A 23,676-nucleotide genomic window follows, 5' to 3' on the forward strand; every position below is an offset into this window, starting at 1 on the left:
GCTAGGCGGGCCGGGAGGGCAGCAGGTTCTCCTGGTGGTCGAGCTCGCGCTCCAGCGTGCGCAGGCCCTCGTCGGGCAGCCGGCCGAGGTCGCGCCAGCGCAGCAGCTCCTCGCGCTCGGCGTCGATGACGGCCCGGCGCACCCGCAGCGCCGCCTCGTACCGCGGCGACATCGGGATCTCGCCCTCGGCCTCGCTGAGCACCTCCAGCCGCCGCCGGTAGCGGTCCAGCCGGGTGCGCAGGGCGGCGCGCACCGACTCGATCGCCGCGTCGTCGACGTGGTCGTGCTGCTCGGCCTGCAGCTCGTCGAGCCGGGTCAGGCCGGCCTCGACGGCGGCGACGCGCGCCTGGTTGCGCAGCCGGGCGCCGTCGGCCGCGTCGGCCCGCAGCCCCAGCCGGCGGACCAGCGGGGCGAAGGTGGTGCCCTGCCCGACCAGGGTGACCAGCACGGCGAGGAACGCGCAGAACAGCAGCAGGTCGCGCGCGGGGAAGGGCTCCCCGGCGTCGGTGGTCAGCGGCAGGGTGAAGACCGCCGCCAGGGTGATCACGCCGCGGGTGCCGGCCCAGCTGAGCACGGTGATCTCCCGCCCCGAGAGCTGCCGCGGCAGGGTGCGCGGGTCGCCGTCCTCGGCCTCGGGCCCGGCGCCCAGGCGCAGGTGCAGCGCCCGCGGGGCGTGCTCGGTGAGCCACAGCCACAGCGGCCGGACCAGCAGCACCCCGCCGACGGTGACCGCGGCGGCGACGACCACGGTCGAGGGCGCGTGCTCGCCGAGCCCGCCGATGACCGCCGGCAGCTGGTTGCCGATGAGCAGGAACACCACGCCCTCGAGCAGGAAGTCGACCAGCCGCCACACCGCGTCGGTCTGCAGCCGGGTGGCGCCGGAGGTCCAGTAGGGCGCGTTGTGCCCGATGACCAGCCCCGCGACGACGACGGCGAGCACGCCCGACACGTGCACCGACTCGGCCAGCAGGTAGGCCGCGAACGGCGTGGCCAGCGAGATCGCGTTGGACGACAGCGGGTCGCGGCGCAGCCGGCGCAGCGGCCGGATGCCGTAGGCGACGGCCAGGCCGGCCAGCACGCCGCCGGCCGCCGCCAGCGCGAACTGGCCCAGCGCCGACCAGGTGGAGAAGCCGTTCCCGGTGGCCGCCGCGACCGCGACGGTGAGCAGGGTGAGCGCCGTGGCGTCGTTGAGCAGGCCCTCGCCCTGGATGAGCGTGACCAGCCGCGGCGGCAGCCCGACCCGCCGGCCCACGGCCAGCGCGGCCACCGGGTCGGGCGGGGCGACCGCGGCGCCGAGCGCCACGCCGGCGGCCAGCGTCGCCCCGGGCACCCACAGCGCGAACCCGACGCCGACGACCATGGCGGTGACCAGCACCAGCAGCACCGAGAGGCCGACCACCGTGCGCAGGTTGTCGCGGATGGCGATCAGCGAGGAGTCCAGCGCGGCGCTGTAGAGCAGCGGCGGCAGCAGCACGGCGAGGACGAACTCGGGATCGAGGGCCAGGTTCGGTCCGGGCAGCAGCCCGTAGACCAGCCCGGCGACGGTGAGCAGCGCGGCCGACGGCAGGCCGGTCCGGTCGCCCAGCCACCGGGCGGCCACGACGACCGCGACGCCGGCCAGGACGAGCAGCAGGACGGTCTCGGGGTGCACCGCGACATCCTCCCCGAGCCGGTTCCCGATCCCCGGCAGGTGCGGGCCGGGACGGCAGGACCACGCCGGGGCGGAGGACTACGCCGGGACGGAGGACATCGCCTCGGCGACCAGGTCGACCGAGCGCAGCCGCTCCTCGGTGCCCGGCGCCTGGTGGGCGACGATGAGCTCGTCGGCGTCGGCCAGCCGGGCGAAGGCGGTGAGCTGCTCGCGCACCTCGGCGGGGGTGCCGGCGGCGGTGTGGGTGAGCATCCGGTCGACGTGCACGCCGGCGCCCGAGGCGAGCAGCAGGTCGGCCTCGTCGTCGGTCAGGTCGCGGCCCTGGCCGAACAGCCCGACGGCCAGCCGCCGCCGGGTGGCCTCGAACGCCGCGCGGGCCGCGTCGGCGGAGTCCGCCGCGATCGCGTTGACGCCGGCGATGACGTAGGGGGCGTCGAGCTGCTCGGAGGGCCGGAAGTCGCGGCGGTAGGCGGCCACCGCGGGCTCGAGGGCCTGCGGGGCGAAGTGCGAGGCGAAGGCGTAGGGCAGGCCGAGGGCGGCGGCCAGGCCCGCGCCGAACATCGAGGAGCCGAGCACGTACAGCGGCACGTCCGACCCCCGGCCGGGGACGGCCTCGACGCCGGGGACGCGGGAGTGGCCGGTCAGGTAGCCCTGCAGCTCGAGCACGTCCTGCGGGAAGCGGTCGGCGGAGTTCGCGTCGCGGCGCAGCGCGTACATGGTGTTCTGGTCCGAGCCCGGCGCCCGGCCCAGGCCCAGGTCGATCCGCCCGGGGTACATCGCCTCGAGGGTGCCGAACTGCTCGGCGATGGTGAGCGGCGAGTGGTTGGGCAGCATGACGCCGCCGGCGCCGAGCCGGATCGTCGAGGTGTGCGCGCCGACGTGCGCGATCAGCACGCTGGTGGCCGACGAGGCGATGTGGCGCATGTTGTGGTGCTCGGCGTACCAGACCCGCCGGTACCCGGTCTCCTCCGCCCGCTGCGCCAGCGCGACGCTGGCGGCGATGCTGCTGCCCACCGTCTCGCCGCGGGCGACGGGGGCGAGGTCGAGCACGGACAGCGGGATCTGCATCAGGGGTTCCTCCGGGGCGGTGCGCGTTCGTCGCGGTGCACGTTGGTTGCAGGGTGCAACGCGACCCGCCCCGGAGGATTCCCCTCAGGCGGGCTGGACCTTGCGGGTGCGGGTGCGCGGCTGGGTGGTCTCGACCGGGGCGTCGGGCTCGGCGACCCCGAGCCGCCGCTCGAAGCCGGGCGGGATCACGACGTCGTCGCGCGAGAGGTCCGCGGTGGACTCGCGGGCCAGGCCGGTCAGCGCCGACCCCAGGCCGTCGCGCAGCAGGTCGAGCACGTTCTCCACGCCGGCCTGGCCGTTGGCGGCCAGCCCCCACAGGTACGCGCGGCCGATCATCACGGCCCGCGCGCCCAGCGCCAGGGCCTTGGCGACGTCGCTGCCGCGGCGGATGCCGCCGTCGAGCAGCACCTCGACCTGGTCGCCGACGGCCTCGGCGACCGCCGGCAGGGCGCGGATGGGGGCGGGGGTGCCGTCGAGGTTGTTGCCGCCGTGGTTGGACACCGAGATCGCGGTGACGCCGGCGTCGACGGCCTTGCGGGCGTCGTCGACGCGCATGACGCCCTTGAGCATGAACGGCCCGTCCCACTGCGACCGCAGCCAGGCGACGTCCTCCCACGACGGCATCGGCGACTGCATCCACATGCCGTAGGCGCCGAAGAAGGTGGGCGCCTCCTCCCCGGGGGTGGCGACCATGTTGGGCACGGTGAGGTCGGGGATGCGCCCGGTGCGGGCGAAGTCGAGCAGCCAGCGCGGGCGCACGAGCACCTGTGGGGCGTACTTCCGGGCGGCCTCGAAGTCGATCTTCGAGGGGATGAACGGGCTGCCCCAGTCGCGGCCGTAGGCGAACGACCAGTCGAGGGTGGCGATCATGCCGACGGCGCCGGCCCGCCGGGCGCGGTCCATGCGGGCGAGCATCTCGTCGCGGGTGCCCACCCAGTACATCTGGAAGAACGTCTTGGGGTTGGCGGCCACGACCTCCTCGACCGGCTTGCTGGCGAAGGAGGACAGGCCCATCGCCACGCCGCGGGCGGCGGCGGCGCGGGCGACGGCGACCTCGCCGTCGGGGTGCACGGCCTGGACCCCGGTGGGGCTGATCAGCACCGGCATGGACACGTCCTGGCCCATCACCCGGGTGGTCATCTCGCGCGTGTTGGACAGGCCGGCCGTGTGCGGGGCGAAGCCGAGCTCCTCGAAGGCGCGCAGGTTGTCGTCGGTGCTCAGCCCCTTCTCGGAGCCGGCGACCAGCGCGCCGTAGACGCCCTTGGGCAGCCGCCGCTTCGCTCTCCGCTGGGCCTCGGCCACCGTCTCGAACCACGCGTTCGCCACCGTCGTCTCCGTTCGGTCGGACCGCCGGGACCCGCCCGGCTGGCACTGAGTGCCAGCCACCCTATCGGCGCGGACATGACGCAGACCACACCCGGAGACGGCACGACCCCGGAGCGAGGGGCTCCGGGGTCGGGTCGGGAGGTGCGCCGCGGCGGAGCGGCGCGGGAGCTCACCGGCGGGTGGCGAGGGCGGCGATCTCGTGCGCCGACTCCAGCGTCGGGGCGGCGGCGAGGGCGCGGGCGATCTCCCGGTCGTCCCGGCGGCGGGCACGGGCGGCGCGGGCGGAGGTGAGGGCGGTGCGCAGGCGGGTCATGACGGGTCCTCCCCGGTCGTCGGGCGACGGCGCGAGCCGGCGACCCGGCTCCTGCCGGCGGGCCCCCAGTGCGACGCCGATCACGGCTCCGAACTGCTGGGTCTGCATCTCCAACCATCCTCCCGTCACCATGGTTCGTCAAGTGAACCCAGGGTGACCTAGGCTGCAGCCGTGACCGCCGCCCCACCGGAGCCCGACTTCGACCGGGCGCGCTGCTCGGTCGCCGGCACCCTGGCCGTCGTGGGGGAGAAGTGGAGCCTCCTGGTGCTGCGCGAGGCATTCCTCGGCGTCCGCCGCTTCGCCGACCTGCAGCGCGCCCTCGGCGCCCCGAAGGCGGTGCTCACCGACCGGCTGAACCGGCTGGTCGCCGAGGGGCTGCTGGTCCGGGTGCCCTACCGGGCGCCGGGCGAGCGGGAGCGGCACGAGTACCGGCTCACCGACCGGGGCCGCGACCTGCACCCCGCGCTGGTCGCGCTCATGCAGTGGGGCGACCGGTGGCTGGCCGGCGACGGCGCCCCGCCGCTCGCGCTCACCCACCGCGACTGCGGCGCGCCGGTCGCGCTCGGGCTGCGCTGCGCGGCCGGCCACGACGTCGGCGGCCCGCGCGAGGTGACCGCGACCCCCACCGGGCGGCCCGCTGAGACGCCGGACACACCCGCGGGCTAGCGTCGGCGGCGCCCGCTGCGCCGTGACCAGGGAGGCCGTCCTGCCCAACACCGAGATCCCCGGCGGCGGAAGCACGCCGCGGCTGCGGGCCCACCTCGCCGTGCCTCCCGTGGGCGAGGGGCCCTGGCCCGGGGTGGTCGTCGTCCACGAGGTCTTCGGGCTGACCGACGACGTCCGCCAGCACGCCGACCGGCTGGCCGCGGCCGGCTACCTCGCCGTCGCCCCCGACCTCTTCTCCGCCGGCGGGGCGGTGCGCTGCCTGCGCTCGACGTTCCGGTCGCTCGCCCGCGGCGAGGGGCCGGCCTTCGGCGACCTGGAGGCCGCGCGGCGGCTGCTCGCCGGGCGCGACGACTGCACCGGCCGGGTCGGCGTCCTCGGCTTCTGCATGGGCGGGCGGTTCGCGCTCTACGGCGCCACCCGCGGCTTCGACGTCTCCGCGCCCAACTACGGGCCGCTGCCGGCCGACCTGGAGCGGGTGCTGCGCGGCGCCTGCCCGGTGGTGGCCAGCTACGGCCGTCGCGACGTGGCGCTGCGCGGCGCGGCCGGGCGGCTGGAGGCGGCGCTCGACGCGGCCGGCGTCGAGCACGACGTCGTGGAGTACCCCGACGCCGGGCACTCCTTCCTCAACCGGCACGACGTCGGGCCGTTCTCCGTGCTGGAGCGGATCGCCGGCCTGTCGTTCCACCAGCCCTCGGCCGAGGACGCCTGGGGGCGGATCCTGCGCTTCTTCGACCGGCACCTGCGGGTCGCGGCGTGAGCGACCGCGGCACCGGCCCGCTGGCGGGACTGCGCGTCGTCGAGCTCGGCGGCATCGGCCCGGGGCCGCACGCGGCGATGGTGCTGGCCGACCTCGGCGCCGACGTCGTCCGGGTGGAGCGGCCCTCCGGCGGCCTGTCCGTGGGCGCCGGCGGCCGCGACGTGGTGCTGCGCGGCCGGCGCTCCGTCGCCGCCGACGTCAAGACGCCCGAGGGCCGGGAGCTGGTGCTCGGCCTGGTGGACCGCGCCGACGTGCTGCTCGACGTCTTCCGGCCGGGGGTGGCCGAGCGGCTGGGCCTGGGCCCCGACGACTGCCTGGCCCGCAACCCCGGGCTGGTGGTCGCGCGGATGACCGGCTGGGGGCAGGACGGCCCGTGGGCCGACCGGGTCGGCCACGACGTCAACTACCTGGGCCTGACCGGCACGCTCGCCGCGCTGGCCCGCCAGGGCGAGTCGCCGCGGTTCCCGATGAACCTGGTCGCCGACTACGGCGGCGGGTCGATGCTGCTGCTGGTCGGTGTGCTGGCCGCGCTGCACGAGCGGTCGAGGTCGGGCCGCGGGCAGGTGGTCGACGCCGCGATGGTCGACGGCGTGGCGCTGCTGTCGCAGCTCATGTGGTCGCTGCGCGGCCAGGGGGCGTGGTCGGACCGGCCGGGCACCAACCTGCTCGACGGCGGCGCGCCCTTCTACGACGTCTACCGCTGCGCCGACGGCGGCCACGTGGCGGTCGGCGCGCTCGAGCCGCAGTTCTACGCGGCGCTGCTCGCGGGGCTGGGCCTGCCCGCCGAGGAGCTGCCCCCGCAGATGGACCGGGCCGGCTGGCCGCGGCTGCGGGCGCTGTTCGCCGGGGCGTTCGCCAGCCGGCCGCGCGCGCACTGGGAGGCGGTGTTCGACGGCACCGACGCCTGCGTCACCCCGGTGCTCGACCCGGCCGAGGCCGCCGGGCACCCGCACCTGGCCGCCCGCGGCACGCTCGTCGAGGTCGACGGCGTGCTGCAGGCCGCGCCCGCGCCGCGGTTCTCCCGGACGCCGGCCGGCCCGCCCGCGCCGGCACCGGCCGGCCCGGCCGACGCGCGGGCCGTGCTGGAGGAGTGGTCGCGCCCCCGCTGACCGGGAGCGCAGGAGCCGCGGCCCGCCGCGGAGGAAGGGGCCCCGTCCCGTGACCGAGCCCGTACTGGTGGAGCGCCGCGGCGCCGTCCAGGTCATCACGATCAACCGCCCCGAGGCGAAGAACGCCCTCGACGGCGCGGTGGCGCAGGCCGTCGCGGCCGCCGTCGACGAGCTCGACGGCTCCGACGAGCTGCGCGCCGGCGTGCTCACCGGCGCCGGCGGCACCTTCTCGGCCGGCATGGACCTCAAGGCGTTCCTGCGCGGCGAGCGGCCCGCGATCGAGGGCCGGGGGCTGTGCGGGATCACCCAGACGCCGCCCCGCAAGCCGCTGGTGGCCGCGGTCGAGGGCTGGGCGCTGGCCGGCGGGTTCGAGCTGGTGCTCGCCTGCGACCTCGTCGTCGCCGGCCGCTCGGCCCGCTTCGGCGTGCCCGAGGTGACCCGGTCGCTGGTGGCCGCGGCCGGCGCGGCGCTGTTCCTGCCGCGCCGGGTCCCGTACGCGGTGGCGATGGAGATGCTGCTGACCGGCCGGCCGATCGACGCCGAGCGGGCCGCCGCCGTCGGCCTGGTGAACCGGGTCGTCGACGAGGGCGGGGCGCTCGACGCCGCCGTCGAGCTGGCCGAGGTCGTGGCGGCCAACGGGCCGCTGGCGGTGGCGGCCACCAAGCAGATCGCGCGGCACACCGCCGACTGGACCGCCGAGGAGGGCTGGGCGCGGCAGCAGGAGCTGATCGAGCCGGTGTTCTCCTCCGAGGACGCCCGCGAGGGCGCCACCGCCTTCGCCGAGCGCCGCGCGCCGGTCTGGCGCGGACGCTGACACACCTCGGCGGCGGGTTACTGTGCCGGGAGCCACAGCTGGTCGAGGGGAGCAACGATGCGTGATGCGGTGATCGTCGAGGCGGTGCGCACGCCGGTGGGCAAGCGCAACGGCGGGCTGTCGGGAGTGCACCCGGTCGACCTGTCGGCGCACGTGCTGACCTCGCTGGTGCAGCGGGCGGGCCTCGACCCGGCCGAGGTGGACGACGTCATCTGGGGGTGCGTGTCCCAGGTCGGGGAGCAGACCTTCGACATCGCGCGGACCGCGGTGCTGGCCGCCGGCTGGCCGGAGTCGGTGACCGGCGTGACGGTCGACCGGCAGTGCGGCTCCTCGCAGCAGTCGGTGCACTTCGCCGCCGCCGGGCTGGTCGCGGGCCAGTACGACGTCGTCGTCGCCGGTGGCGTGGAGTCGATGTCGCGGGTGCCGATGGGCACCGCCCGGGCCGGCGCCGACCCCTTCGGCGAGGGGTTCCGCACGCGCTACGGCGGCGTGCAGATCAACCAGGGGCTGGGCGCGGAGACCATCGCCGAGCGGTGGGGCCTGTCGCGCCAGCAGTGCGACGAGTTCTCCGTGGCCTCGCACGAGAAGGCCGCCGCCGCCCGCGCGGAGGGCCGCTTCGACGCCCAGATCGCCCCGGTGACCACCCCCGACGGCACGGTCGTCAGCCAGGACGAGGGCATCCGCGAGTCCACCGTGGAGAAGCTCGGCACGCTCAAGACGGTGTTCAGGCCCGAGGACGGCGTGATCACCGCCGGCAACTCCTCGCAGATCTCCGACGGCTCGGCCGCGCTGCTGATGACCACCTCGGAGAAGGCCGCCGAGCTGGGCCTGACCCCCATCGCGCGGGTGCACACCGCGGTGCTGGCCGGCGCCGACCCGGTGGTCATGCTCACCGCGCCGATCCCGGCCACGCAGAAGGCGCTGGCGAAGTCGGGGTTGTCCATCGACGAGATCGGCGCGTTCGAGGTCAACGAGGCCTTCGCCCCGGTGCCGCTGGCGTGGCTGGCCGACCTCGGCGGTGACGCCAAGGCGCTCAACCCCAACGGCGGCGCGATCGCGCTGGGTCACCCGCTCGGTGGCTCCGGCGCGCGGATCATGACCACGCTCGTGCACCACATGCGCGACAACGGCATCCGCTACGGCCTGCAGACCATGTGCGAGGGCGGCGGCCAGGCCAACGCCACCATCCTCGAGCTGCTCTGACCCGCGGCCCCGGGCCGCCCCGCACAGGCGGCCCGGGGACCCGGATACGGTCGCGCGTCGTGCAGCAGCCAGCAGACGGCCCCACGGTCACCGACGTCCTCACGCTCGAGGAGGTCGACCGGGACCTCTACCGCAGCCTGCTGGTGTTCGCCGACCCGTTCCCGCTCTACGGCGGCCAGGTCGCCGCGCAGGCGCTGCTGGCCGCCGGGCGCACCGTCGCGCCCGACCGGCTGCCCCACTCGCTGCACGGCTACTTCCTGCGCGCCGGCGACGCCGCCCGGCCCACCGTCTTCCGGGTCGAGCGCGACCGGGACGGCGGCTCGTTCTCCGCCCGCCGGGTGGTGGCCGTCCAGGGAGGTGAGGTGGTGCTGTCGATGTCGGCGTCGTTCCAGGCGCCGACCGCCGGTCCCGACCGCCAGGTGTCCGCGGCGCCGTCGGCCGAGGCGCCGGAGGACTGCCCGCCGGTCACGCTGCCCCGGCTGTTCACCATGGAGAGCCGCCGGCCGGCCCAGCCGTACGCGGGCACGACCTGGCCGACGCGCTTCTGGTCCCGGGCCACGGTGCCGCTGCCCGACGACCCGCTGCTGCACGCCTGCGTGCTCACCTACCTCTCCGACATCGGCACCGGCCTGTCCGCGCTGCCCGAGGACGAGGCGGCGCCCGGCCCGACGCTGGACCACGCGCTGTGGTTCCACCGGCCCGCCCGCCTCGACGAGTGGGTGCTGGTGGACCTGGTGCCGGCGACCGTCTCCGCCGGGCGCGGCTGGTACACCGGCTCGATCACCACCCGGGACGGCGTGCTGGCCGCCAGCCTCACCCAGGAGACGCTGTTCCGTCCGGGCCGCAACCCGTTCCGTCCCGGCTCGGGCTGAGCGGGACGGAGCCCGCCCGTGTGCCGGGCGGGACGATCGGCGAGGATGGTGTGCCGGCGAGGCGGAAGGACGGACACGTGGCGAAGCACCGGGCAGCAGAGAGCGACCCCACCGACTTCGACGCGGCGACGGCCGCGCTGACCGACGTCACGGGCGACTACACCATCGACGTGGCGCACACCCGGATCGGCATCCGGGCGCGGCACGCGATGGTGACGACCGTCCGCGGCGCGTTCACCGACTTCTCCGGCGAGGCGCACCTCGACGTGCAGAAGCCGGGGGCCAGCAGCGTGTCGATCCGGATCAGGACCGCGAGCATCGACACCGGCCAGGCCGACCGGGACGCGCACCTGCGCTCGCCGGACTTCCTCGACGTCGAGCGGTTCCCGGAGATGGTGTTCACCTCCACCGACGTCGAGCAGACCGACGACGACACCTACGAGGTGACCGGCGACCTCACCATCCGCGACGTCACCCGCCCGGTGACCGTCGAGTTCGCCATGACCGGCTCGGCGAAGGACCCCTTCGGCAACACCCGGGTCGGCTTCGAGGGCGCGCTGGCCATCAAGCGCAGCGAGTGGGGGCTGACCTGGAACACGGCGCTGGAGACGGGCGGGTGGCTCGTCAGCGACCGCATCCAGGTCGAGTTCGACGTCTCGGTGATCCGCAGCGCCTGACGTCCGGCACTACCGGACGACGTCGTAGCGGACGCAGGCGAACTCGCCGTTCTGGGCGACCTCGCGCACCCGCAGCTCCACGTGCGCCGGCAGCAGCGGCATCCCGGCGCCGAGGGTGACCGGCGCGATCGCGACGACCACCTCGTCGAGCAGGCCCGCCCCGGCCAGCTGGGCGGCGACCGGCCCGCCGCCGACCACCCACACGTCGAGGTCCCCGGCGGCGGCCGTCATCTCGGCGTGCAGCGCCCGCAGCTCCTCGGCGGTGTCGGCGGCGGCGAACCGGATGTCGGCGCCCTCGTAGGGGGTCAGCTGCCGGTGCGTGAGCACCCAGGCCGGCTGGGTGTAGCTCCACGCGTCGGGGCCGCCGTTGTCCCGGACCCACTGGTAGGTGCTCGCCCCCATGACGAGGGCCCCGAGCGACTTCTCGAAGGTGGCGAAGCCCATCGGGCCCTCCTGGTCGCTCTCCCGGGACAGCAGCCAGTCCAGCGAGTGGCCCGGCCCGGCGATGAAGCCGTCGAGCGTGGTGGCGGTGTAGTAGACGGTGCGGGTCATCGGTCCCTCCTGGACAGCCACTCGATGGGGTCGCCGGCGTCGACGGCGACGCCGGCCGCGCGCAGCCAGTGCCGGGCCAGCAGCCGGCGGTGCGCGGAGAACGTGAGCACGTGCGCCACGACGCTGCCGAGCACGAAGCTCTCCGGCGGCTCGCACAGCGCGTCGACCAGCCGGTCGTTCCAGGCGCCGCGGCGGGCGACGTCGCGGACGACGGCCAGCCAGCGGGGGGCGACCGCGTCGTGCCGCTCGAGCAGCGCGGCCGCGTCGTCGGCGCCGCGCACCGGGTGGTCGGCCCCCTCGACGGAGGCGACCCAGACCTCGAGGGTCCAGACCAGCGTGTCCAGGACGGCGGCCAGCGTCTCCTCGGGGCCGTCCCACACCAGCACGGTCAGCCCGGGGGCGCGGACCCGGCGGTACTCGTCGTCGGGCAGCCCCTTGGCCAGCTCCAGCAGGGCGCGGGTGTCCTCGACGCCGTGGTGCACCATCAGCGCGGTCACCTCGTCGCCGCCGCGGCGCACCGGCTCGTCGCTGACCCACAGCGACGACGGCGGGTGGAAGTGCAGGCCGTTCGGGGCGGGCAGCCAGTGCGCGTCGCGCCCCCCGGTCGCCGGGGCGGGGGAGCCGGGCGTGCGGCCGTAGGCGCGGGCGAAGGCGCGGCTGAATCCCTCCACCGACTCGTACCCGGCGGCGAAGGCGACGTCGGTGACCGAGGCACCCTGGCGCAGCTGCCACGCAGCGCGCTCCAGGACCACCCGGCGGCGCAGCGCCACCGGCGACTCCCCGGCGCCCCCCGACACCTGCCGGCTGAAGTGGAACGGCGAGGCGTAGGCGTCGCCGGCCATGTCCGACAGCGTCCGGTTGTCCTCGTCGAGGACGGCGTCGAGCAGTTCGCGGAGGCGGTCGCGGCCCGGTGGTGTCACGCCGTCGAGTCTGGCGACCGCGACGGTCCGGGCGCCCGACCGTTCTTGCGCTGTGTCAGCCGGCGGCCCAGGCGCGCTGCACCGACGCCCGGCAGCGGCCGGGGTCGTCGCCGGCGGCGGTGAGCAGCGCGACGGCGGTGCCGGTGGCCAGGGGCGCGAGGCCGTCGGCCGGCAGCACGCCCTGGACGACGAGGGAGACCAGCCCGTGCCCCGCGGCCCAGTACTGGGTGGCGAGGGCGCGCGGGTCGGTCGTCGCGGCGAGGCGCCCCTCGTCGCGCGCGCGGGCGACGGCGTCGACGAGCCGGTCGAAGGTGGCGTCGGCGGCCGGGGCGTCGGCCAGGTCGGCCCGGGCGTCGAACATCGCCCGGTACAGCTCCGGTGCGTCCAGGGCGTTGCGTGCGTAGGCCACGCCGAGGGCGACCAGGTCGTGCACCGGGTCGGCGGTGCGCGGGACGGCCGCCAGCCGCGCGGCCAGCCGGGTGAAGCCCTCCTGCCGGACGGCGCTCCACAGTCCCGGCATGCCGCCGAAGTGGGTGTAGACGGCCATCGTCGAGGCGCCGGTGCCCTCGACCAGGGCGCGCAGCGTCACCGGCTCGCGGTCGGCGAGCATCCGCGCCGCCCGCTCGACGAGACGGGTGCGCACGGCCGGGTCGGGTCGTCGGGGCACTGGACGATTATGACATAGCAGCGCTATGTTATGGCTCCCGTCACTCCCGAGGAGGAGCCATGACCGTCGAGCTCATCGACCCGCCCGGCCTTCCCGTCCCCGGCGTCTACCGGCAGGTGGCCGTCGCCCGCGGCAGCCGCACGGTGTACCTGGCCGGCCAGGTGGCGCGGACCGCCACGGGCGAGCCGGTCGGCCCCGGCGACCTCGCCGCGCAGGTCGAGCAGGCCTATCTCAACGTGGCCACCGCGCTCGACGCCGTCGGCGGCAGCTTCGACGACGTCGCGAAGCTGACCCTCTACCTCGTCGACTGGCACCCCTCGAAGCTGGCCGCGCTCGGCGAGGGCGTGGGTCGCGCGCAGGAGCGGCTGGGGTGCGACCTGACCCGGCCGGTGACCCTCCTGCCGGTGGCCGCGCTCGCCGAGCCGGACCTGCTCGTCGAGGTCGACGCCACCGCCGTGCTGGACTGAGCCGCCCGGGACGCACGGCGCGCGGGCCGCGGCGCGCGGGCCGGCGGGTGTCGGTCGCGCACGACCGGGTAGGGCACCTCGTCGTGCCACCCCGCGCCGCGACCGACGTCCCCCGCACCTCGCCCGCCGAGGGGGAGGAGTACCGCCCCGACCCGAAGCGGTGGAGCGCGCTGTCGGTCACCCTCGTCGTCGGCTTCATGAGCCTGCTCGACGTGAGCATCGTGTCGGTGGCGCTGCCCTCGCTGCAGCGCGACCTCGGCGCCACCCCGGCCACCGTGCAGTGGGTGGTCTCCGGGTACGCGCTGACCTTCGGGCTGATGCTCGTCCCCGCCGGCCGGCTGGGCGACGCGTTCGGCCGGCGGCGGCTGTTCCTCGCCGGGCTGGCCGCCTTCGTGGTCTCCAGCGCCGCGGCGGGGGCGGCGCCGTCGGTGGGCTGGCTGGTCGCCGCCCGGCTGGTGCAGGGCCTGGCCGCCGGGTGCCTCGCGCCGCAGAACTCCGCGTTCATCCAGCAGCTGTTCCGCGGCGCCGAGCGCGGCCGCGCGTTCGGCATGTTCGGTGCCACGGTCGGCATCTCCACCGCCGTCGGCCCGGTCGCCGGCGGGGCGATCCTGGGCCTGGCCTCGGGGCCGGACGGGTGGCGGTGGCTGTTCTACGTCAACGTGCCCATCGGCGTGGTCGCCTTCCTGCTGGCGCTGCGGCTGCTGCCGCGCGGCGGGTCGGGCGGCCGCGGCCGCATCGACGTCGTCGGCGTGCTGCTGCTCGGCGCCGGAGCGCTGGCGGTGCTGTTCCCGCTGGTGCAGGCGGAGGCCGGGGGGCTGTCCCGGCTGTGGTGGCTGTTCGTCGTCGGGGCGCTGCTGCTCACGGTGTTCGCCGCCTGGGAGCGCCGGGTGGTCGCCCGCGACGGGCAGCCGGTGTTCGACCCCCGGCTGGTCACCCGGACCCGGGGGTACGGCATCGGCGCGGCGCTGGGCACGGTGTACTTCGTCGGCTTCAGCGGCATCTGGCTGGTCTTCGCGCTGTTCTTCCAGACCGGCCTGGGCTACACGCCGCTGCAGTCGGGGCTGGCGGTCACGCCGTTCGCGCTCGGCTCGGCGGGCTCGGCCATCGTCGCGGGCCGGCTGGTGGAGCGCTACGGGCGGCGGCTGACGGTGTTCGGCCTGGTCGGCGTCATGGTCGGGCTCACCGCGGCCGCGGTCGTGCTGCTGCTGGTGCCGCCGTCGGCGGCCGGCTGGGCGGTCGCCCCGGCGCTGCTGGTCGGCGGCCTCGGCGGCGGGTTCGTCATCTCGCCCAACATCACGATGACGCTGCGCGACGTGCCGGTGGCCATGGCCGGCTCGGCCGGCGGCGGGCTGCAGACCGCGCAGCGCTTCGGCGCGGCCGTCGGCACCGCGGCGCTGCCCGGCCTCTTCTACCTGGTGCTCTCGGCCACCGGCGACGACTACCCGGTGGCCGCAGCGGCGGGCCTGTGCGTGTCGGTCCTGGGCGCCGCCGCCGCGCTGGCGCTCGGCGTGGTCGACCTGCGCCGCAACCGCGCCGAGGAGCGCGACGGCGCCGACCACGTCGCGGACGACGGCGGCCCGGTGCCCGACGAGCGGCACGGGCCCGACGGCGTGCACAGCCACGGGCACGCCTGGCACGGCTGACCTGCGCCCGCCTCCCGCGCCCCGCAGGATCGGGGCATGACGGACCTGACGGTGGCGGTGCTCGGCACGGGGACGATGGGCGCCGGGATGGTGTCCTCGCTGCGGCGGGCCGGCCTGCCCGTGCGGATGTGGAACCGCGACCCGGCCAAGGCGCGGGCGCTCACCGACACCGGCGCCGAGGCGTTCGGCACGCCGGCCGAGGCGGCCGACGGCGCCGACGTCGTGCTCACCATGCTGATCGACGCCGACGCGGTGCTCGACGTCGTCGTGCAGGCCGCGCCCGCCGCCGGGACGACGTGGCTGCAGACGTCGACCGTCGGTGTCGAGGGCGCCGACCGCACCGTCGCGGCCGCCCGGGAGCTCGGCCTCGTGCTCGTCGACTGCCCGGTGCTCGGCACCAGGGAGCCCGCCGCGAAGGGTGCGCTCACCCTGCTGGCCAGCGGGCCGGAGGACGCACGCGAGCGGCTGGCTCCCGTGTTCGACGCGCTCGGCTCGAAGACCGTCTGGCTCGGGGCGGCCGGCGCCGGCAGCCGGCTGAAGCTGGCCTGCAACTCGTGGCTGTTCATGCTCACCACCGGCGCCGCGCAGGCCATCGCCCTCTCCCGCGGCCTGGGCGTGGACCCGCAGCGCTTCCTCGACGCCATCGCGGGCGGGCCGGTCGACTCGCCCTACGCCCACCTCAAGGGCGGCCTGATGCTCTCCGGCGAGTACCCGCCGAGCTTCGCCCTCCCCGGCGCCACCAAGGACGCCCGGCTGATCCGCGACGCGCTGCGCGGCGCCGGCGTCGCCGACCGGCTCACCGCCGCGGTGCTGGCGACGATGGAGGCCGCCGCGGAGCGGGTGGCCGACCCGGGCGCGGTGGACCTGGCCGCGGTCGTCGAGGGCCTGCGCGGCTGACGGTGTCGCGGGCTCAGACCGGCGGGAACTGCCCGGTCTGCACCACGTCGGCCGCCACGTCGCGCACCTTGGTGTTGGTCTGGTTCGACACCCGGGTCAGCGCCTCGAAGGCCTGCGCCGCGGTCAGCCGGAAGCGCTCCATGAGGATGCCCTTGGCCTGGTCGATCACCGCCCGCGAGTCCAGCGCCAGCTGCAGGTGCCCGGCCAGCTGGGCGGTCCGCCCGTGGAGCACCGCGTTGCCCACGGTGACGGCGGCGTGCGCGGCGAACCGCTCGGCCCGCTCCCGCAGCCCGGCGTCGGGCCGCAGGGGCGGCTGCAGGTAGAGGTTGAGCCCGCCGGGCACCGTCCGGCCGGCGGGGAAGCCCGCCGAGACCAGCCCCCGGCGGTCGGCGGACACCGCCGCCCGCGCCAGCTCGGGCCAGCGCCGCTCGGACACCGCGTCGGGCAGCACCCGCAGCCCGCCCGTGGTGGCCGCCTCCAGGCACGCCCCCCGCCCGGCGCGGTACTGCACCGCGTCGAGGTCGGCGGCCACCTGGGCGCTGGTCCCCACCGTGCTCGCGCCGTCGGGGCCCACGACGGTCACCGAGACCGCCGGCAGGCCGCCCAGCGCCTCGGTGGCCAGGCCGGCCACCTGCTCGAGCACCAGCGGCAGCGGCCGGTCCACGGGCACCAGGCCGAGGTCGAGGAGGACGCCGGACAGCCGGCCGTCCGCGGGGTTCACGCGAGTCACTCCGAGCAGGCGGTGCCGACAGCGGGAGCCGGCGGTGGACACCGGGGCCCCGGCTGCTGCAGGACCCTCGGACGGCGGGGCGAGGCCCCGGAGCGCCGGCTGTGTGACGCGTGGGGGAGACGATACGCCGTCGTCCCGAACCGGCCGGCGACACGGCCGTCGCGCGTGGCGGCGCCCGCCGCGGGTAGGGCAGCGCCGTGGCGGACACCCAGGACGGACCCGAGCTGCACCCGGTCACCCGCGAGCTGGCGGAGGGCCCCAACTACGCGGCGATCAGCACCCTGCTGCCCAGCGGGCGCATCCAGACGCAGTACATCTGGGTGGGCACCGACGGGCAGCGGGTCTACGTCAACACCGAGACCGGACGGCGCAAGTTCGAGAACCTGCAGCGCGACGCCCGCGTGACGCTGGCGATCCGCGACGAGGCCAACCCCTACCGCTTCGCCGAGGTGCGCGGCCGGGTGGCCGAGACGTCCACCGGCCCGGAGGCGCGCGCGCAGATCGACGAGCTGTCGCAGAAGTACGACGGGCGGCCCTACCCGGCGGAGAACATCACCACCGAGCGGGTGACGATCTGGATCGAGCCCGAGCGGCAGGTCGTCTCCGGCTGACGGCGGCTACCGGTCCCCGTAGCGGGCGGCGAACTCGCCCGGCGTCATGCCGGTCACCCGGGCGAAGTCGCGGGTGAGGTGCGGCTGGTCGGCGTAGCCGAGCTCGGCGGCCACCCGGGCCACCGTCGTCGTCCGCTCGCGCAGCCGGCCGGCCGCCTCCTGCAGGCGGCGGCGCTGCACCAGCCACTTCGGCGTCAGGCCCAGCCGCCGCGACACCAGCCGCTGCAGCGCGCGCTCCGACAGCCCCGTCTCGGCGCACAGCTGGTCGACGCGGGTGAGGTCCGGCCGCGACTCCACCAGCGCCACGACGCGGTCGACGAGCCGGCCCTCGTCGTCGACGGGCAGGAAGCGGGCCAGCATGTCCTCGTAGACGGCCATCGCGGCGGCGTGCGCACCGGGCGCGGACGGGTCGCCGGCCATCGCCGCGCGCACCCCCGCGGTCAGCCGCGCGCCGTCGTCCCCGAGCACCTCGGCGACGTCGACGTGCCGGTCGGTGTGGGGCGCCACCGGGCCGCCTGCCACCAGCGCGCCGGCGGCAGGGGTGAGCATCACCCCGACCGCCCAGCCCTCGCCGACCAGCGTCGTCGTGGACAGGCCCGGCACCACGCCGTAGAAGCGGGCGTAGTCGGGGGAGACGACCACCAGGCAGGCCGGGTACTGCAGCACCCGCTGCACCGACTCCCGCCCCGGCGGCACCGACCACACCGGGATCCAGAACCGCTGCACCAGCGGGGCCAGCGGCCCGGTCACCTCGTAGCGGTGGACGACGGCGGTCGCGTCGCGCGGGTCGCGCAGGTGCGCCCGCTCGACGGCGTCGCGGCGGACCGGGACGGGGGACGGGGCGGTGTCGGGTTCCATCACGAGCCAGGCTGCCGCACGAGGCCGGCCCGGCGGCACGGACACGCGCCGGTGGACGCCGACCGGCAAGCGCGGGTCCCGGCGCTGCCCGGCCGCCGCGCCTGACTCCCGCACCCACCGGGTAGCCGGGGGACGTGCACACCGCCAGCACCGACCCCGCCGACGGCCCCCGCGAGGGCCGGCTCGAGCTCCGCGACGGCCGCACGCTGGCCTGGGCCGAGTGGGGCGACCCGGACGGCCGGCCGGTGCTCGGCTGCCACGGGTCGCCCAGCTCCCGTTTGGAGCACCACGTGGAGGACCCGGCCGCCTACCGCCGCTGGGGCGTGCGGCTGGTCGTCCCCGACCGGCCCGGCTTCGGCGTCTCCGACCCGCAGCCGGGCCGGCGGGTGACCGACTGGCCGGCCGACGTCGTCCAGCTGCTCGACACGCTCGGCATCGACCGCACCGCCGTGCTCAGCCTCTCCGGCGGCGCCGCGTACGCGCTGGCCTGCGCGCACGCGCTGCCCGACCGGGTGTCCGCGGTCGGGGTGCTCGGCGGCGCCCCGCCGCCCGACGTCCCGTGGCCGTGGCCGGGCTGGCTGCCGACGTCGGTCCGCGCGGCCGCGCACCGCCCCTCCGCGGCGGCGACGGCGCTGCTGCGGCCGGCGTTCGCGCCGCTGACCGTCCGCCCGCAGCTGCTGCCCCGCTACCTGCAGCTGCGGCTCAACCCGGCCGACCGCCGGGTGCTCGGCCGGCCGGCCGTGCGGCGGGTGCTGGCGCGCACCTTCTCCGAGGGGCTGCGGCAGGGGTCGGGCGCGCTGGCCGAGGACCGGGCGCTGCTGTTCCGGCCGTGGGGCTTTCCGGTGGGCGAGGTGCGCCGGCACGTGCGCATCTGGCACGGCACGCAGGACTGGCAGGTGCCGGTGGCGCTGGGCCGGGTGCTGGCGGCGATGCTGCCCTCGGTGGACGCGCGCTGGTACCCCGGGGAGGGGCACTTCCTCGTGTTCGACCACGCGCGCGACGTCTACCGGGAGCTGCTGTCGTGACTGCCCGGCGGCGGATCGGGTAGCCGGGCGCCATGCCCCCGACCAGCATGGCCCCCGACCAGCGCGGCAGCAGCACCGTGCCCCCGACCTACGTCAACGCCAACCGGCTGTGGGTGGACTCCCGCCTCCGGTACCTCGCCGGCCGCCAGCTCGAGGGGCGCATCCTGGCGCGGCTCGGCGCCCGCGGCACCACGGCCGTCGAGATCGGCACCGGCCGCCGCGGGCTGGGCGCGCGGGTGGCCGTCGAGCAGTTCGGCGCCACCGAGGTGACCGCCTTCGACCTGCACCCGGCGTCGGTCGGCCGGGCCCGGATGCGCTGCGCCGACCTCGCCGACCGGGTGACCTTCCGGGTCGGCGACGCCACCGCGCTCCCGGTGGACGACGGCAGCGTCGACCTCGTCGTGGACTTCCACGCGCTGCACCACATCCCCGACTGGCGGGCCGCCGTCGCCGAGGCCGCCCGGGTGCTGCGGCCCGGCGGCCTCCTGGCCCTCACCGAGATGACCGCCCGCTTCGTCGACGCGCCGTGGCTGCGGGCGGTCTCCCGCCACCCGGCCGACCGGTTCTCCACCGACGAGCTGGTCGCCGAGCTGGGCCGCGCGGGCCTCGACGTCCCCGCGAAGAGGCTGCGGCGGGCGGCCGGCGACCGCTGGGTGCAGGCCGTCGCCACCCGCAGGTGAGCCCGGGGGCCGCCGTCCGCGGAGCCCTGGCGCTGCTGCGCCGGCACGCCGGGCGGGTCTACGCCGTCTCGCTCGCGGTCACGCTGGTCAACACCGTGCCCGACGTGCTGCGCCAGCTGCTGGTGGTCGACGACCCGAGCGTGGGCCACGCGCTGCTGTCCGACGTCGTCGGCTTCACCACCGGCCTGGTCGCCCAGCTGTGGCTCACCGGCGCGCTCTCCGGCCTGCCCGCCGACGGCCGGGTGCGGCCGCGCGGCGCGCTGGGCCGGGGGACGGCGACGGCGCTGCGGGCGGTGCGCACCTCCCCGGCCGCGGTGCTCGCCGGCGTCGTCCTCGGCGGCGCCGTCTCGGCGCTCGTGACGATCCCGCCGTCGGTGGCGGCGCTCGGGGTGGACGGCGTCGTCGGCCCGCTGGACGCCCCGTCGGCGGCGGCGTTCACCGTCGCCACCGTCAGCGACGTCGTGGCCAGCGCGCTGACGCTGCCCTTCCTCGCGCTGGTGCTGGTGCTGGTCGCCGGTTCGACCAGGCACTTCGCGGGCAAGGGCGGCGGGTGAGCAGCCTGAGCAGCAGGGACTGGGACGTCACCCGGAAGACCGTCGGGTCGCTGTCGATGTGGATCGGGAGCGCGGCGCTGTTCGCGCCGCGCTGGATCGCCGGCGCGCTGGGGGTGCGGCCCGACGCCGCCCGCGGCGACGTCGCGCTGCCGCTGCTGGTCCGGCTCGCGGCCGCCCGCAACATCGCCATGGGCGCGGCGCTGCTGGTGACGCCGCCGCCGCAGGCGCGCCGCACCACCGAGGTGGCGCTGCTGCTCACCGCCCTCGACGCCGCCGCGGTGTGGACCTCCCGCGCCGAGGGCGACGTGGCCCGCCGCAGCGCCGTCCTGTCGGGGATCGTGCTGGCGGTGGCCTCCTACGGCACCGCCCGCTGGCACCGCCGCTGAGTCAGCGCCAGGCGAAGACCGGCTGCTCGAGGTGCGCGACGCGGGTGGTCTCCCCGCGGCAGGCCAGCCGGCAGAACTGGTGGACCACCGCCGCCGTCGGGGCGTGCACCCACCCGCCGAGCAGCGGCAGCCGGATGACCGGGGCGTCGGACTCAGGGATCGGCACCAGCTGCGGCTCGACGTCGAGGTCGGCGACCGGCACCTGGTAGGCGGCGGCCACCTCGGCCTCGGCCGGCGCGAGCTCGCCGGTGGCGCCGGCCCAGACCACCACCGGCGTCATCACGTAGCCCGAGCGGGTCACGTAGTCGTCGAGCAGGCCCAGGACGTCCCCGGGTCCGCGGTGCAGCCCGACCTCCTCGGCCAGCTCGCGCAGCGCCGCCTCCACCGGGCCCTCGCCGGGGTCGAGCCGCCCGCCCGGCAGCGCCCACTGGCCGGCGTGCGTCCGCAGCCCGGCCGCCCGGAGGGTGACCAGCAGGGCGGGCACGTCGTCGGTGCAGGTGACGCAGACGGCCACGGCGGCCTGGCGCAGGTCGGGCCGGTCGGCCGCGCGGCGCGGGAACGCCCGCAGCCGCGCGGCCGTCGTCTCCCGGTCGGGGGTGCTCAGAGCCAGCCGCGCCGGGCGCCGAGCTGGCGGACCGCCGCGTCGAGCTGCGCGGCCACCGCGGACACGTCGGTGTCGGAGTGGCGCAGCTGCAGCCGGGCGCCGACGTCGCGGCCCTCGGTGAACAGCCCGCCGCGCCGGTCGACCTCCAGCACGAGCTCCACGCCGTGCGGGCCGGCCAGGAAGGTCACCTCCAGCTCGTTGACCCGCCCGCGCAGCGACGACGGCGGGGCGAACTCGACCTCCTGGTAGAAGGGCAGGTCACTGCCGGCCAGCCGGCCCTTCTCCACGTCGGCGCCGCGGAAGGCGAAGCCCAGGCCGGACAGCGCCGCGATGACCGTGCGCTGCACCGGCAGCGGCTCGACGACGACCGCGTCGAGGTCGCCGGGGTCGCTGCCGCCGGGGATGTCGACCCGGGTGCGCAGGCCGATCGAGACCCCGCGCAGCGTCCACCCGTCGACGGCGGTGAACGGGCACTGCCAGGGCACGGGGAAGCTGAACGGGACGGCCGCCCTGACGCCCGGCTCGATCCGGCCGGCGCCGGCCACCACGGCGGTGCCGAAGACGACGTCCTCGCGCCACTCGTGGTCGCCGCTCTCCACCTCGACCCGCGCCTGCAGCGACACCCGGCACTCGGCGATGTCCTGGGCGACCTGGCCGCCGGTGAGGTGCACCGTGCCGGTGACGGTGCCGCCGGGTGTGGTGACGGGGGAGTCGAGGACGGTGTCGACGCTGGCGTTGCCGGCGCCGAGCTTCGCCATCAGGTTGCGGAAGGCCATGGGGGGAGTGCTCCGTTCGGTTCGGGGACGGCGGGCACTCTGGCACCACGCGCGGGGGACGGGGAGGGTTCCGCGCGCGGTCCCGGCCCTCGGTGCACCCGCAGGGTCAGCAGCGCGACGTCGTCGGCCCGCTGGGGGGCGAGCCGGGCGAGCAGCGCGTCGCAGACCTCCTCCGCCGGCAGCTGCGCGAGGTCGCCGGCCGCCGCGAGCAGCCGGTCGAGGCCGGCGTCGAGGTCGGCGTCGCGGCGCTCGACGAGCCCGTCGGTGTAGAGGACGACGGTCGTCCCGGGCGTCAGCGTCTCCACGCTGTCGTGCCGGGCCCTGGTGGGGTCCACTCCGAGCAGCAGGTCGGGGCGGCGGTCGAGCAGCCGGGGCGGGCCGCCCGGCGGCACCACCAGCGGGGGCAGGTGCCCGGCGCTGGACCAGGTGAGGGTCCGCGCGCCGGCGGGGTCGTCCGCAGGCGCCGGGCCGACGGTGGCGAGGACGGCGGTGGCCAGGGTCGCCGTCCCGTACCCGCTCAGTGCCCGGTCGAGGGTGGCGAGCACCCGCGACGGCGGCCCGCCGACGGCCGCCGCGATGCCGCGGAGCACGTTGCGCACCTGGCCCATGACCGCGGCGGCGAGCCGGTCGTGGCCGGTGACGTCGCCGATGACGACCGTGGTGGCCTCGCCCGAGGCGAAGGCGTCGTACCAGTCGCCGCCGACCTGCGCCTCGACCGCGGCCGGGCGGTAGCGGACCGCGAGGTCGAGCGCCGGCCGGCGCGGCGGCTCGGTGAGCATCGAGCGCTGCAGCGTCTCGGCCAGGCTGCGGGTGGCCGAGGCGACCCGCCGCTCGTCCTCCAGGCGGGTCACCCGTTCCAGGGCCTGCACGGTCTGCACGGCGAGCGCCTCGAGCACCCGGACGTCGTGGTCCTCGAACGCCCGGGTACCCGGCCAGCCGACGACGAGCGAGCCGAGCAGCCGCTCGCCGGAGCGCAGGGGCAGCGCCGCCCAGGACCGCAGTCCGGGAGCCGGCGGCGGCTGCGCGCCGGCCTCGCCGACCAGGACCACCCGCCCCCGGGCGGCGACGGCCGCCGGGTGCTGTCCGTCGGCGGCCGCCCCGCGGACCACCGGCGCACCGGACGCGGTGAGCACCAGCTCCCCGCCGCGCGGCCCGGGCAGCGCGAGGGCGAGCAGGGACGCACCCAGCGCAGCGCCGCCGTGCTCGCCGAGCAGGTCGACCAGGTGGCGGCGGTCCTCGGCGGCGGCGAGGGCGGAGACGATGGCGGCCAGGCCGGCGAGCGACTGGGCGGTGCGCCGCTGCCGGGCCCCGAGCGCGCGCAGCTCGGCGACGGCGTCCTCCAGCTCCCGGGTGCGACGGAACAGGTCGGCCTCGACGTCGGCCACGCGGCGCTGCTCCCGGTCGGTCTCGCCGCGCGCCTCGTCCCGCAGCCGCACGTAGTCGGTGATGTCCTCCGTGCGGTGCACCAGGAGGACGACGCGGCCGTCGTCGTCGAGGACCGGCACGTGCACGGGGCTCCAGTACCGCTCCTCGAACGTGCCGTCGGGCCGCGGGATGTCGTACTCCTGGATCGGCATCACCACCGGCCGGCCGGTGTCCCGTGCCTCCTCCAGCGTCGTCCGCAGGTTGACCAGCCCGTCGGCCCCCGGGTCGTCGGGCGGCATGGGGAAGACGTCGAACAGCAACCGGCCGACGGTGTCCTCGTGCGTCATCCCGGCCGCCTGGAGCAGCGCCCGGTTCGCCCGCACGATCACCAGGTCCGGGGTGAGCAACACCAGCGGCACCGGCGCCACGTCGAACACCCGTTCCCAGTCAGGCACCGGCAGCTCGCTCACGATCTCCCCCTGCCC

At 76.8% G+C, this 23,676-nt stretch carries 27 protein-coding genes; 15 read left to right on the forward strand and 12 right to left on the reverse strand.

Going from position 1 to position 23,676, the window contains the following annotated elements; genetic code table 11:
- Position 1: 1 nt before the first annotated feature.
- The 4 genes from LY71_RS07120 to LY71_RS23365 form a co-directional block, all read right to left on the reverse strand.
- Positions 2-1,651: a Na+/H+ antiporter gene (locus LY71_RS07120; protein WP_106276280.1), complete on the reverse strand. Its 1,650-nt coding sequence runs from the start codon at positions 1,649-1,651 to the stop codon at positions 2-4.
- 78 nt (positions 1,652-1,729) lie between these two features.
- Positions 1,730-2,719 (reverse strand): LLM class flavin-dependent oxidoreductase, encoded by a 990-nt coding sequence (locus tag LY71_RS07125; protein ID WP_106276281.1) that lies wholly within the window; start codon positions 2,717-2,719, stop codon positions 1,730-1,732.
- Between the two features lie 84 nt (positions 2,720-2,803).
- A complete protein-coding gene (gene mftD, locus LY71_RS07130) occupies positions 2,804-4,045 on the reverse strand; it encodes a pre-mycofactocin synthase MftD (protein ID WP_106276282.1) in 1,242 nt (413 codons plus the stop codon).
- Between the two features lie 169 nt (positions 4,046-4,214).
- The gene (locus LY71_RS23365; protein ID WP_170121252.1) at positions 4,215-4,358 is read right to left on the reverse strand and encodes a hypothetical protein; all 144 of its coding nucleotides are present in this window, start codon (positions 4,356-4,358) and stop codon (positions 4,215-4,217) included.
- Positions 4,359-4,529: 171 nt separating this feature from the next.
- Here LY71_RS23365 and LY71_RS07140 point away from each other — a divergent pair, with 171 nt between their 5' ends.
- From LY71_RS07140 to LY71_RS07170, 7 genes are all read left to right on the forward strand, one after another.
- A complete protein-coding gene (locus LY71_RS07140) occupies positions 4,530-5,024 on the forward strand; it encodes a winged helix-turn-helix transcriptional regulator (RefSeq protein ID WP_106276284.1) in 495 nt (164 codons plus the stop codon).
- A gap of 22 nt (positions 5,025-5,046) precedes the next feature.
- On the forward strand, positions 5,047-5,781 hold the full coding sequence (locus LY71_RS07145; protein WP_211297191.1) for a dienelactone hydrolase family protein: 735 nt from the start codon (positions 5,047-5,049) through the stop codon (positions 5,779-5,781).
- Positions 5,778-6,890: a CaiB/BaiF CoA transferase family protein gene (locus LY71_RS07150; RefSeq protein WP_106276285.1), complete on the forward strand. Its 1,113-nt coding sequence runs from the start codon at positions 5,778-5,780 to the stop codon at positions 6,888-6,890. The genes LY71_RS07145 and LY71_RS07150 overlap by 4 nt, the downstream gene beginning before the upstream one ends.
- 49 nt (positions 6,891-6,939) lie before the next feature.
- Positions 6,940-7,704, forward strand: coding sequence for a crotonase/enoyl-CoA hydratase family protein (locus LY71_RS07155; RefSeq protein WP_106276286.1), 765 nt, complete (start codon positions 6,940-6,942; stop codon positions 7,702-7,704).
- Positions 7,705-7,761: 57 nt separating this feature from the next.
- Positions 7,762-8,907, forward strand: coding sequence for a thiolase family protein (locus tag LY71_RS07160; protein ID WP_106276287.1), 1,146 nt, complete (start codon positions 7,762-7,764; stop codon positions 8,905-8,907).
- Between the two features lie 59 nt (positions 8,908-8,966).
- A complete protein-coding gene (locus tag LY71_RS07165; RefSeq protein ID WP_211297192.1) occupies positions 8,967-9,779 on the forward strand; it encodes an acyl-CoA thioesterase in 813 nt (270 codons plus the stop codon).
- 77 nt (positions 9,780-9,856) lie between these two features.
- A complete protein-coding gene (locus LY71_RS07170; RefSeq protein ID WP_106276289.1) occupies positions 9,857-10,456 on the forward strand; it encodes a YceI family protein in 600 nt (199 codons plus the stop codon).
- 9 nt (positions 10,457-10,465) lie between these two features.
- Here LY71_RS07170 and LY71_RS07175 read toward each other — a convergent pair whose 3' ends face one another.
- The 3 genes from LY71_RS07175 to LY71_RS07185 are packed head-to-tail and all read right to left on the reverse strand — an operon-like array spanning position 10,466 to position 12,595.
- Complete coding sequence (locus LY71_RS07175; protein WP_106276290.1) at positions 10,466-11,008, reverse strand: dihydrofolate reductase family protein; 543 nt, start codon at positions 11,006-11,008, stop codon at positions 10,466-10,468.
- The gene (locus LY71_RS07180; RefSeq protein ID WP_211297193.1) at positions 11,005-11,928 is read right to left on the reverse strand and encodes a helix-turn-helix domain-containing protein; all 924 of its coding nucleotides are present in this window, start codon (positions 11,926-11,928) and stop codon (positions 11,005-11,007) included. Before LY71_RS07180 ends, LY71_RS07175 begins: the two co-directional genes overlap by 4 nt.
- Positions 11,929-11,983: 55 nt before the next feature.
- A complete protein-coding gene (locus LY71_RS07185; protein WP_106276291.1) occupies positions 11,984-12,595 on the reverse strand; it encodes a TetR/AcrR family transcriptional regulator in 612 nt (203 codons plus the stop codon).
- Positions 12,596-12,654: 59 nt separating this feature from the next.
- Here LY71_RS07185 and LY71_RS07190 point away from each other — a divergent pair, with 59 nt between their 5' ends.
- The 3 genes from LY71_RS07190 to LY71_RS07200 all read left to right on the forward strand — a co-directional run bounded on the left by LY71_RS07190 (position 12,655) and on the right by LY71_RS07200 (position 15,602).
- Positions 12,655-13,062, forward strand: a complete 408-nt coding sequence (locus LY71_RS07190; protein WP_106276292.1) for a RidA family protein — start codon at positions 12,655-12,657, stop codon at positions 13,060-13,062.
- An 83-nt stretch (positions 13,063-13,145) separates the two neighbouring features.
- Positions 13,146-14,705, forward strand: coding sequence for an MFS transporter (locus tag LY71_RS07195; RefSeq protein ID WP_106276293.1), 1,560 nt, complete (start codon positions 13,146-13,148; stop codon positions 14,703-14,705).
- Positions 14,706-14,741: 36 nt separating this feature from the next.
- The gene (locus LY71_RS07200) at positions 14,742-15,602 is read left to right on the forward strand and encodes an NAD(P)-dependent oxidoreductase (RefSeq protein ID WP_106276294.1); all 861 of its coding nucleotides are present in this window, start codon (positions 14,742-14,744) and stop codon (positions 15,600-15,602) included.
- A gap of 13 nt (positions 15,603-15,615) precedes the next feature.
- Here LY71_RS07200 and LY71_RS07205 read toward each other — a convergent pair whose 3' ends face one another.
- Positions 15,616-16,323, reverse strand: coding sequence for an ANTAR domain-containing protein (locus LY71_RS07205; RefSeq protein WP_106276295.1), 708 nt, complete (start codon positions 16,321-16,323; stop codon positions 15,616-15,618).
- A 206-nt stretch (positions 16,324-16,529) separates the two neighbouring features.
- Here LY71_RS07205 and LY71_RS07210 point away from each other — a divergent pair, with 206 nt between their 5' ends.
- Positions 16,530-16,943 (forward strand): TIGR03618 family F420-dependent PPOX class oxidoreductase, encoded by a 414-nt coding sequence (locus tag LY71_RS07210; RefSeq protein WP_106276296.1) that lies wholly within the window; start codon positions 16,530-16,532, stop codon positions 16,941-16,943.
- Between the two features lie 6 nt (positions 16,944-16,949).
- On the opposite strand, the gene LY71_RS07215 is transcribed toward LY71_RS07210, so the two are convergent.
- Complete coding sequence (locus LY71_RS07215; RefSeq protein WP_106276493.1) at positions 16,950-17,801, reverse strand: helix-turn-helix domain-containing protein; 852 nt, start codon at positions 17,799-17,801, stop codon at positions 16,950-16,952.
- 134 nt (positions 17,802-17,935) lie between these two features.
- On the opposite strand from LY71_RS07215, the gene LY71_RS07220 reads away from it, so the two are divergent.
- The 4 genes from LY71_RS07220 to LY71_RS07235 are packed head-to-tail and all read left to right on the forward strand — an operon-like array spanning position 17,936 to position 20,446.
- Positions 17,936-18,826, forward strand: a complete 891-nt coding sequence (locus LY71_RS07220; RefSeq protein ID WP_106276297.1) for an alpha/beta fold hydrolase — start codon at positions 17,936-17,938, stop codon at positions 18,824-18,826.
- Between the two features lie 32 nt (positions 18,827-18,858).
- Positions 18,859-19,506: a class I SAM-dependent methyltransferase gene (locus tag LY71_RS07225; protein ID WP_245887738.1), complete on the forward strand. Its 648-nt coding sequence runs from the start codon at positions 18,859-18,861 to the stop codon at positions 19,504-19,506.
- Positions 19,503-20,060, forward strand: coding sequence for a hypothetical protein (locus LY71_RS07230; RefSeq protein ID WP_106276298.1), 558 nt, complete (start codon positions 19,503-19,505; stop codon positions 20,058-20,060). The genes LY71_RS07225 and LY71_RS07230 overlap by 4 nt, the downstream gene beginning before the upstream one ends.
- Positions 20,057-20,446, forward strand: a complete 390-nt coding sequence (locus LY71_RS07235; protein WP_106276299.1) for a DUF4267 domain-containing protein — start codon at positions 20,057-20,059, stop codon at positions 20,444-20,446. Before LY71_RS07230 ends, LY71_RS07235 begins: the two co-directional genes overlap by 4 nt.
- Position 20,447: 1 nt before the next feature.
- Here the strand turns inward: LY71_RS07235 and LY71_RS07240 are convergent, their stop codons facing one another.
- The 3 genes from LY71_RS07240 to LY71_RS07250 all read right to left on the reverse strand — a co-directional run bounded on the left by LY71_RS07240 (position 20,448) and on the right by LY71_RS07250 (position 23,661).
- Positions 20,448-20,960, reverse strand: coding sequence for an NUDIX hydrolase (locus LY71_RS07240; RefSeq protein ID WP_245887739.1), 513 nt, complete (start codon positions 20,958-20,960; stop codon positions 20,448-20,450).
- An 86-nt stretch (positions 20,961-21,046) separates the two neighbouring features.
- Positions 21,047-21,826, reverse strand: coding sequence for a sporulation protein (locus LY71_RS07245; RefSeq protein ID WP_106276301.1), 780 nt, complete (start codon positions 21,824-21,826; stop codon positions 21,047-21,049).
- The gene (locus LY71_RS07250; RefSeq protein ID WP_211297194.1) at positions 21,808-23,661 is read right to left on the reverse strand and encodes a SpoIIE family protein phosphatase; all 1,854 of its coding nucleotides are present in this window, start codon (positions 23,659-23,661) and stop codon (positions 21,808-21,810) included. The genes LY71_RS07245 and LY71_RS07250 overlap by 19 nt, the downstream gene beginning before the upstream one ends.
- Positions 23,662-23,676 lie beyond the last annotated feature (15 nt).

It is taken from the genome of Geodermatophilus tzadiensis (genome assembly GCF_003002915.1).
GTDB lineage: Bacteria > Actinomycetota > Actinomycetes > Mycobacteriales > Geodermatophilaceae > Geodermatophilus > Geodermatophilus tzadiensis.

Coding starts and splice junctions, on each gene's coding strand:
- LY71_RS23365 (WP_170121252.1), bottom strand. CDS start 4,358: ATGACCCGCCTGCGCACCGCCCTCACCTCCGCCCGCGCCGCCCGTGCC.
- LY71_RS07215 (WP_106276493.1), bottom strand. CDS start 17,801: ATGGAACCCGACACCGCCCCGTCCCCCGTCCCGGTCCGCCGCGACGCC.
- LY71_RS07160 (WP_106276287.1), top strand. CDS start 7,762: ATGCGTGATGCGGTGATCGTCGAGGCGGTGCGCACGCCGGTGGGCAAG.
- LY71_RS07190 (WP_106276292.1), top strand. CDS start 12,655: ATGACCGTCGAGCTCATCGACCCGCCCGGCCTTCCCGTCCCCGGCGTC.
- LY71_RS07225 (WP_245887738.1), top strand. CDS start 18,859: ATGCCCCCGACCAGCATGGCCCCCGACCAGCGCGGCAGCAGCACCGTG.
- LY71_RS07175 (WP_106276290.1), bottom strand. CDS start 11,008: ATGACCCGCACCGTCTACTACACCGCCACCACGCTCGACGGCTTCATC.
- LY71_RS07245 (WP_106276301.1), bottom strand. CDS start 21,826: ATGGCCTTCCGCAACCTGATGGCGAAGCTCGGCGCCGGCAACGCCAGC.
- LY71_RS07125 (WP_106276281.1), bottom strand. CDS start 2,719: ATGCAGATCCCGCTGTCCGTGCTCGACCTCGCCCCCGTCGCCCGCGGC.
- LY71_RS07200 (WP_106276294.1), top strand. CDS start 14,742: ATGACGGACCTGACGGTGGCGGTGCTCGGCACGGGGACGATGGGCGCC.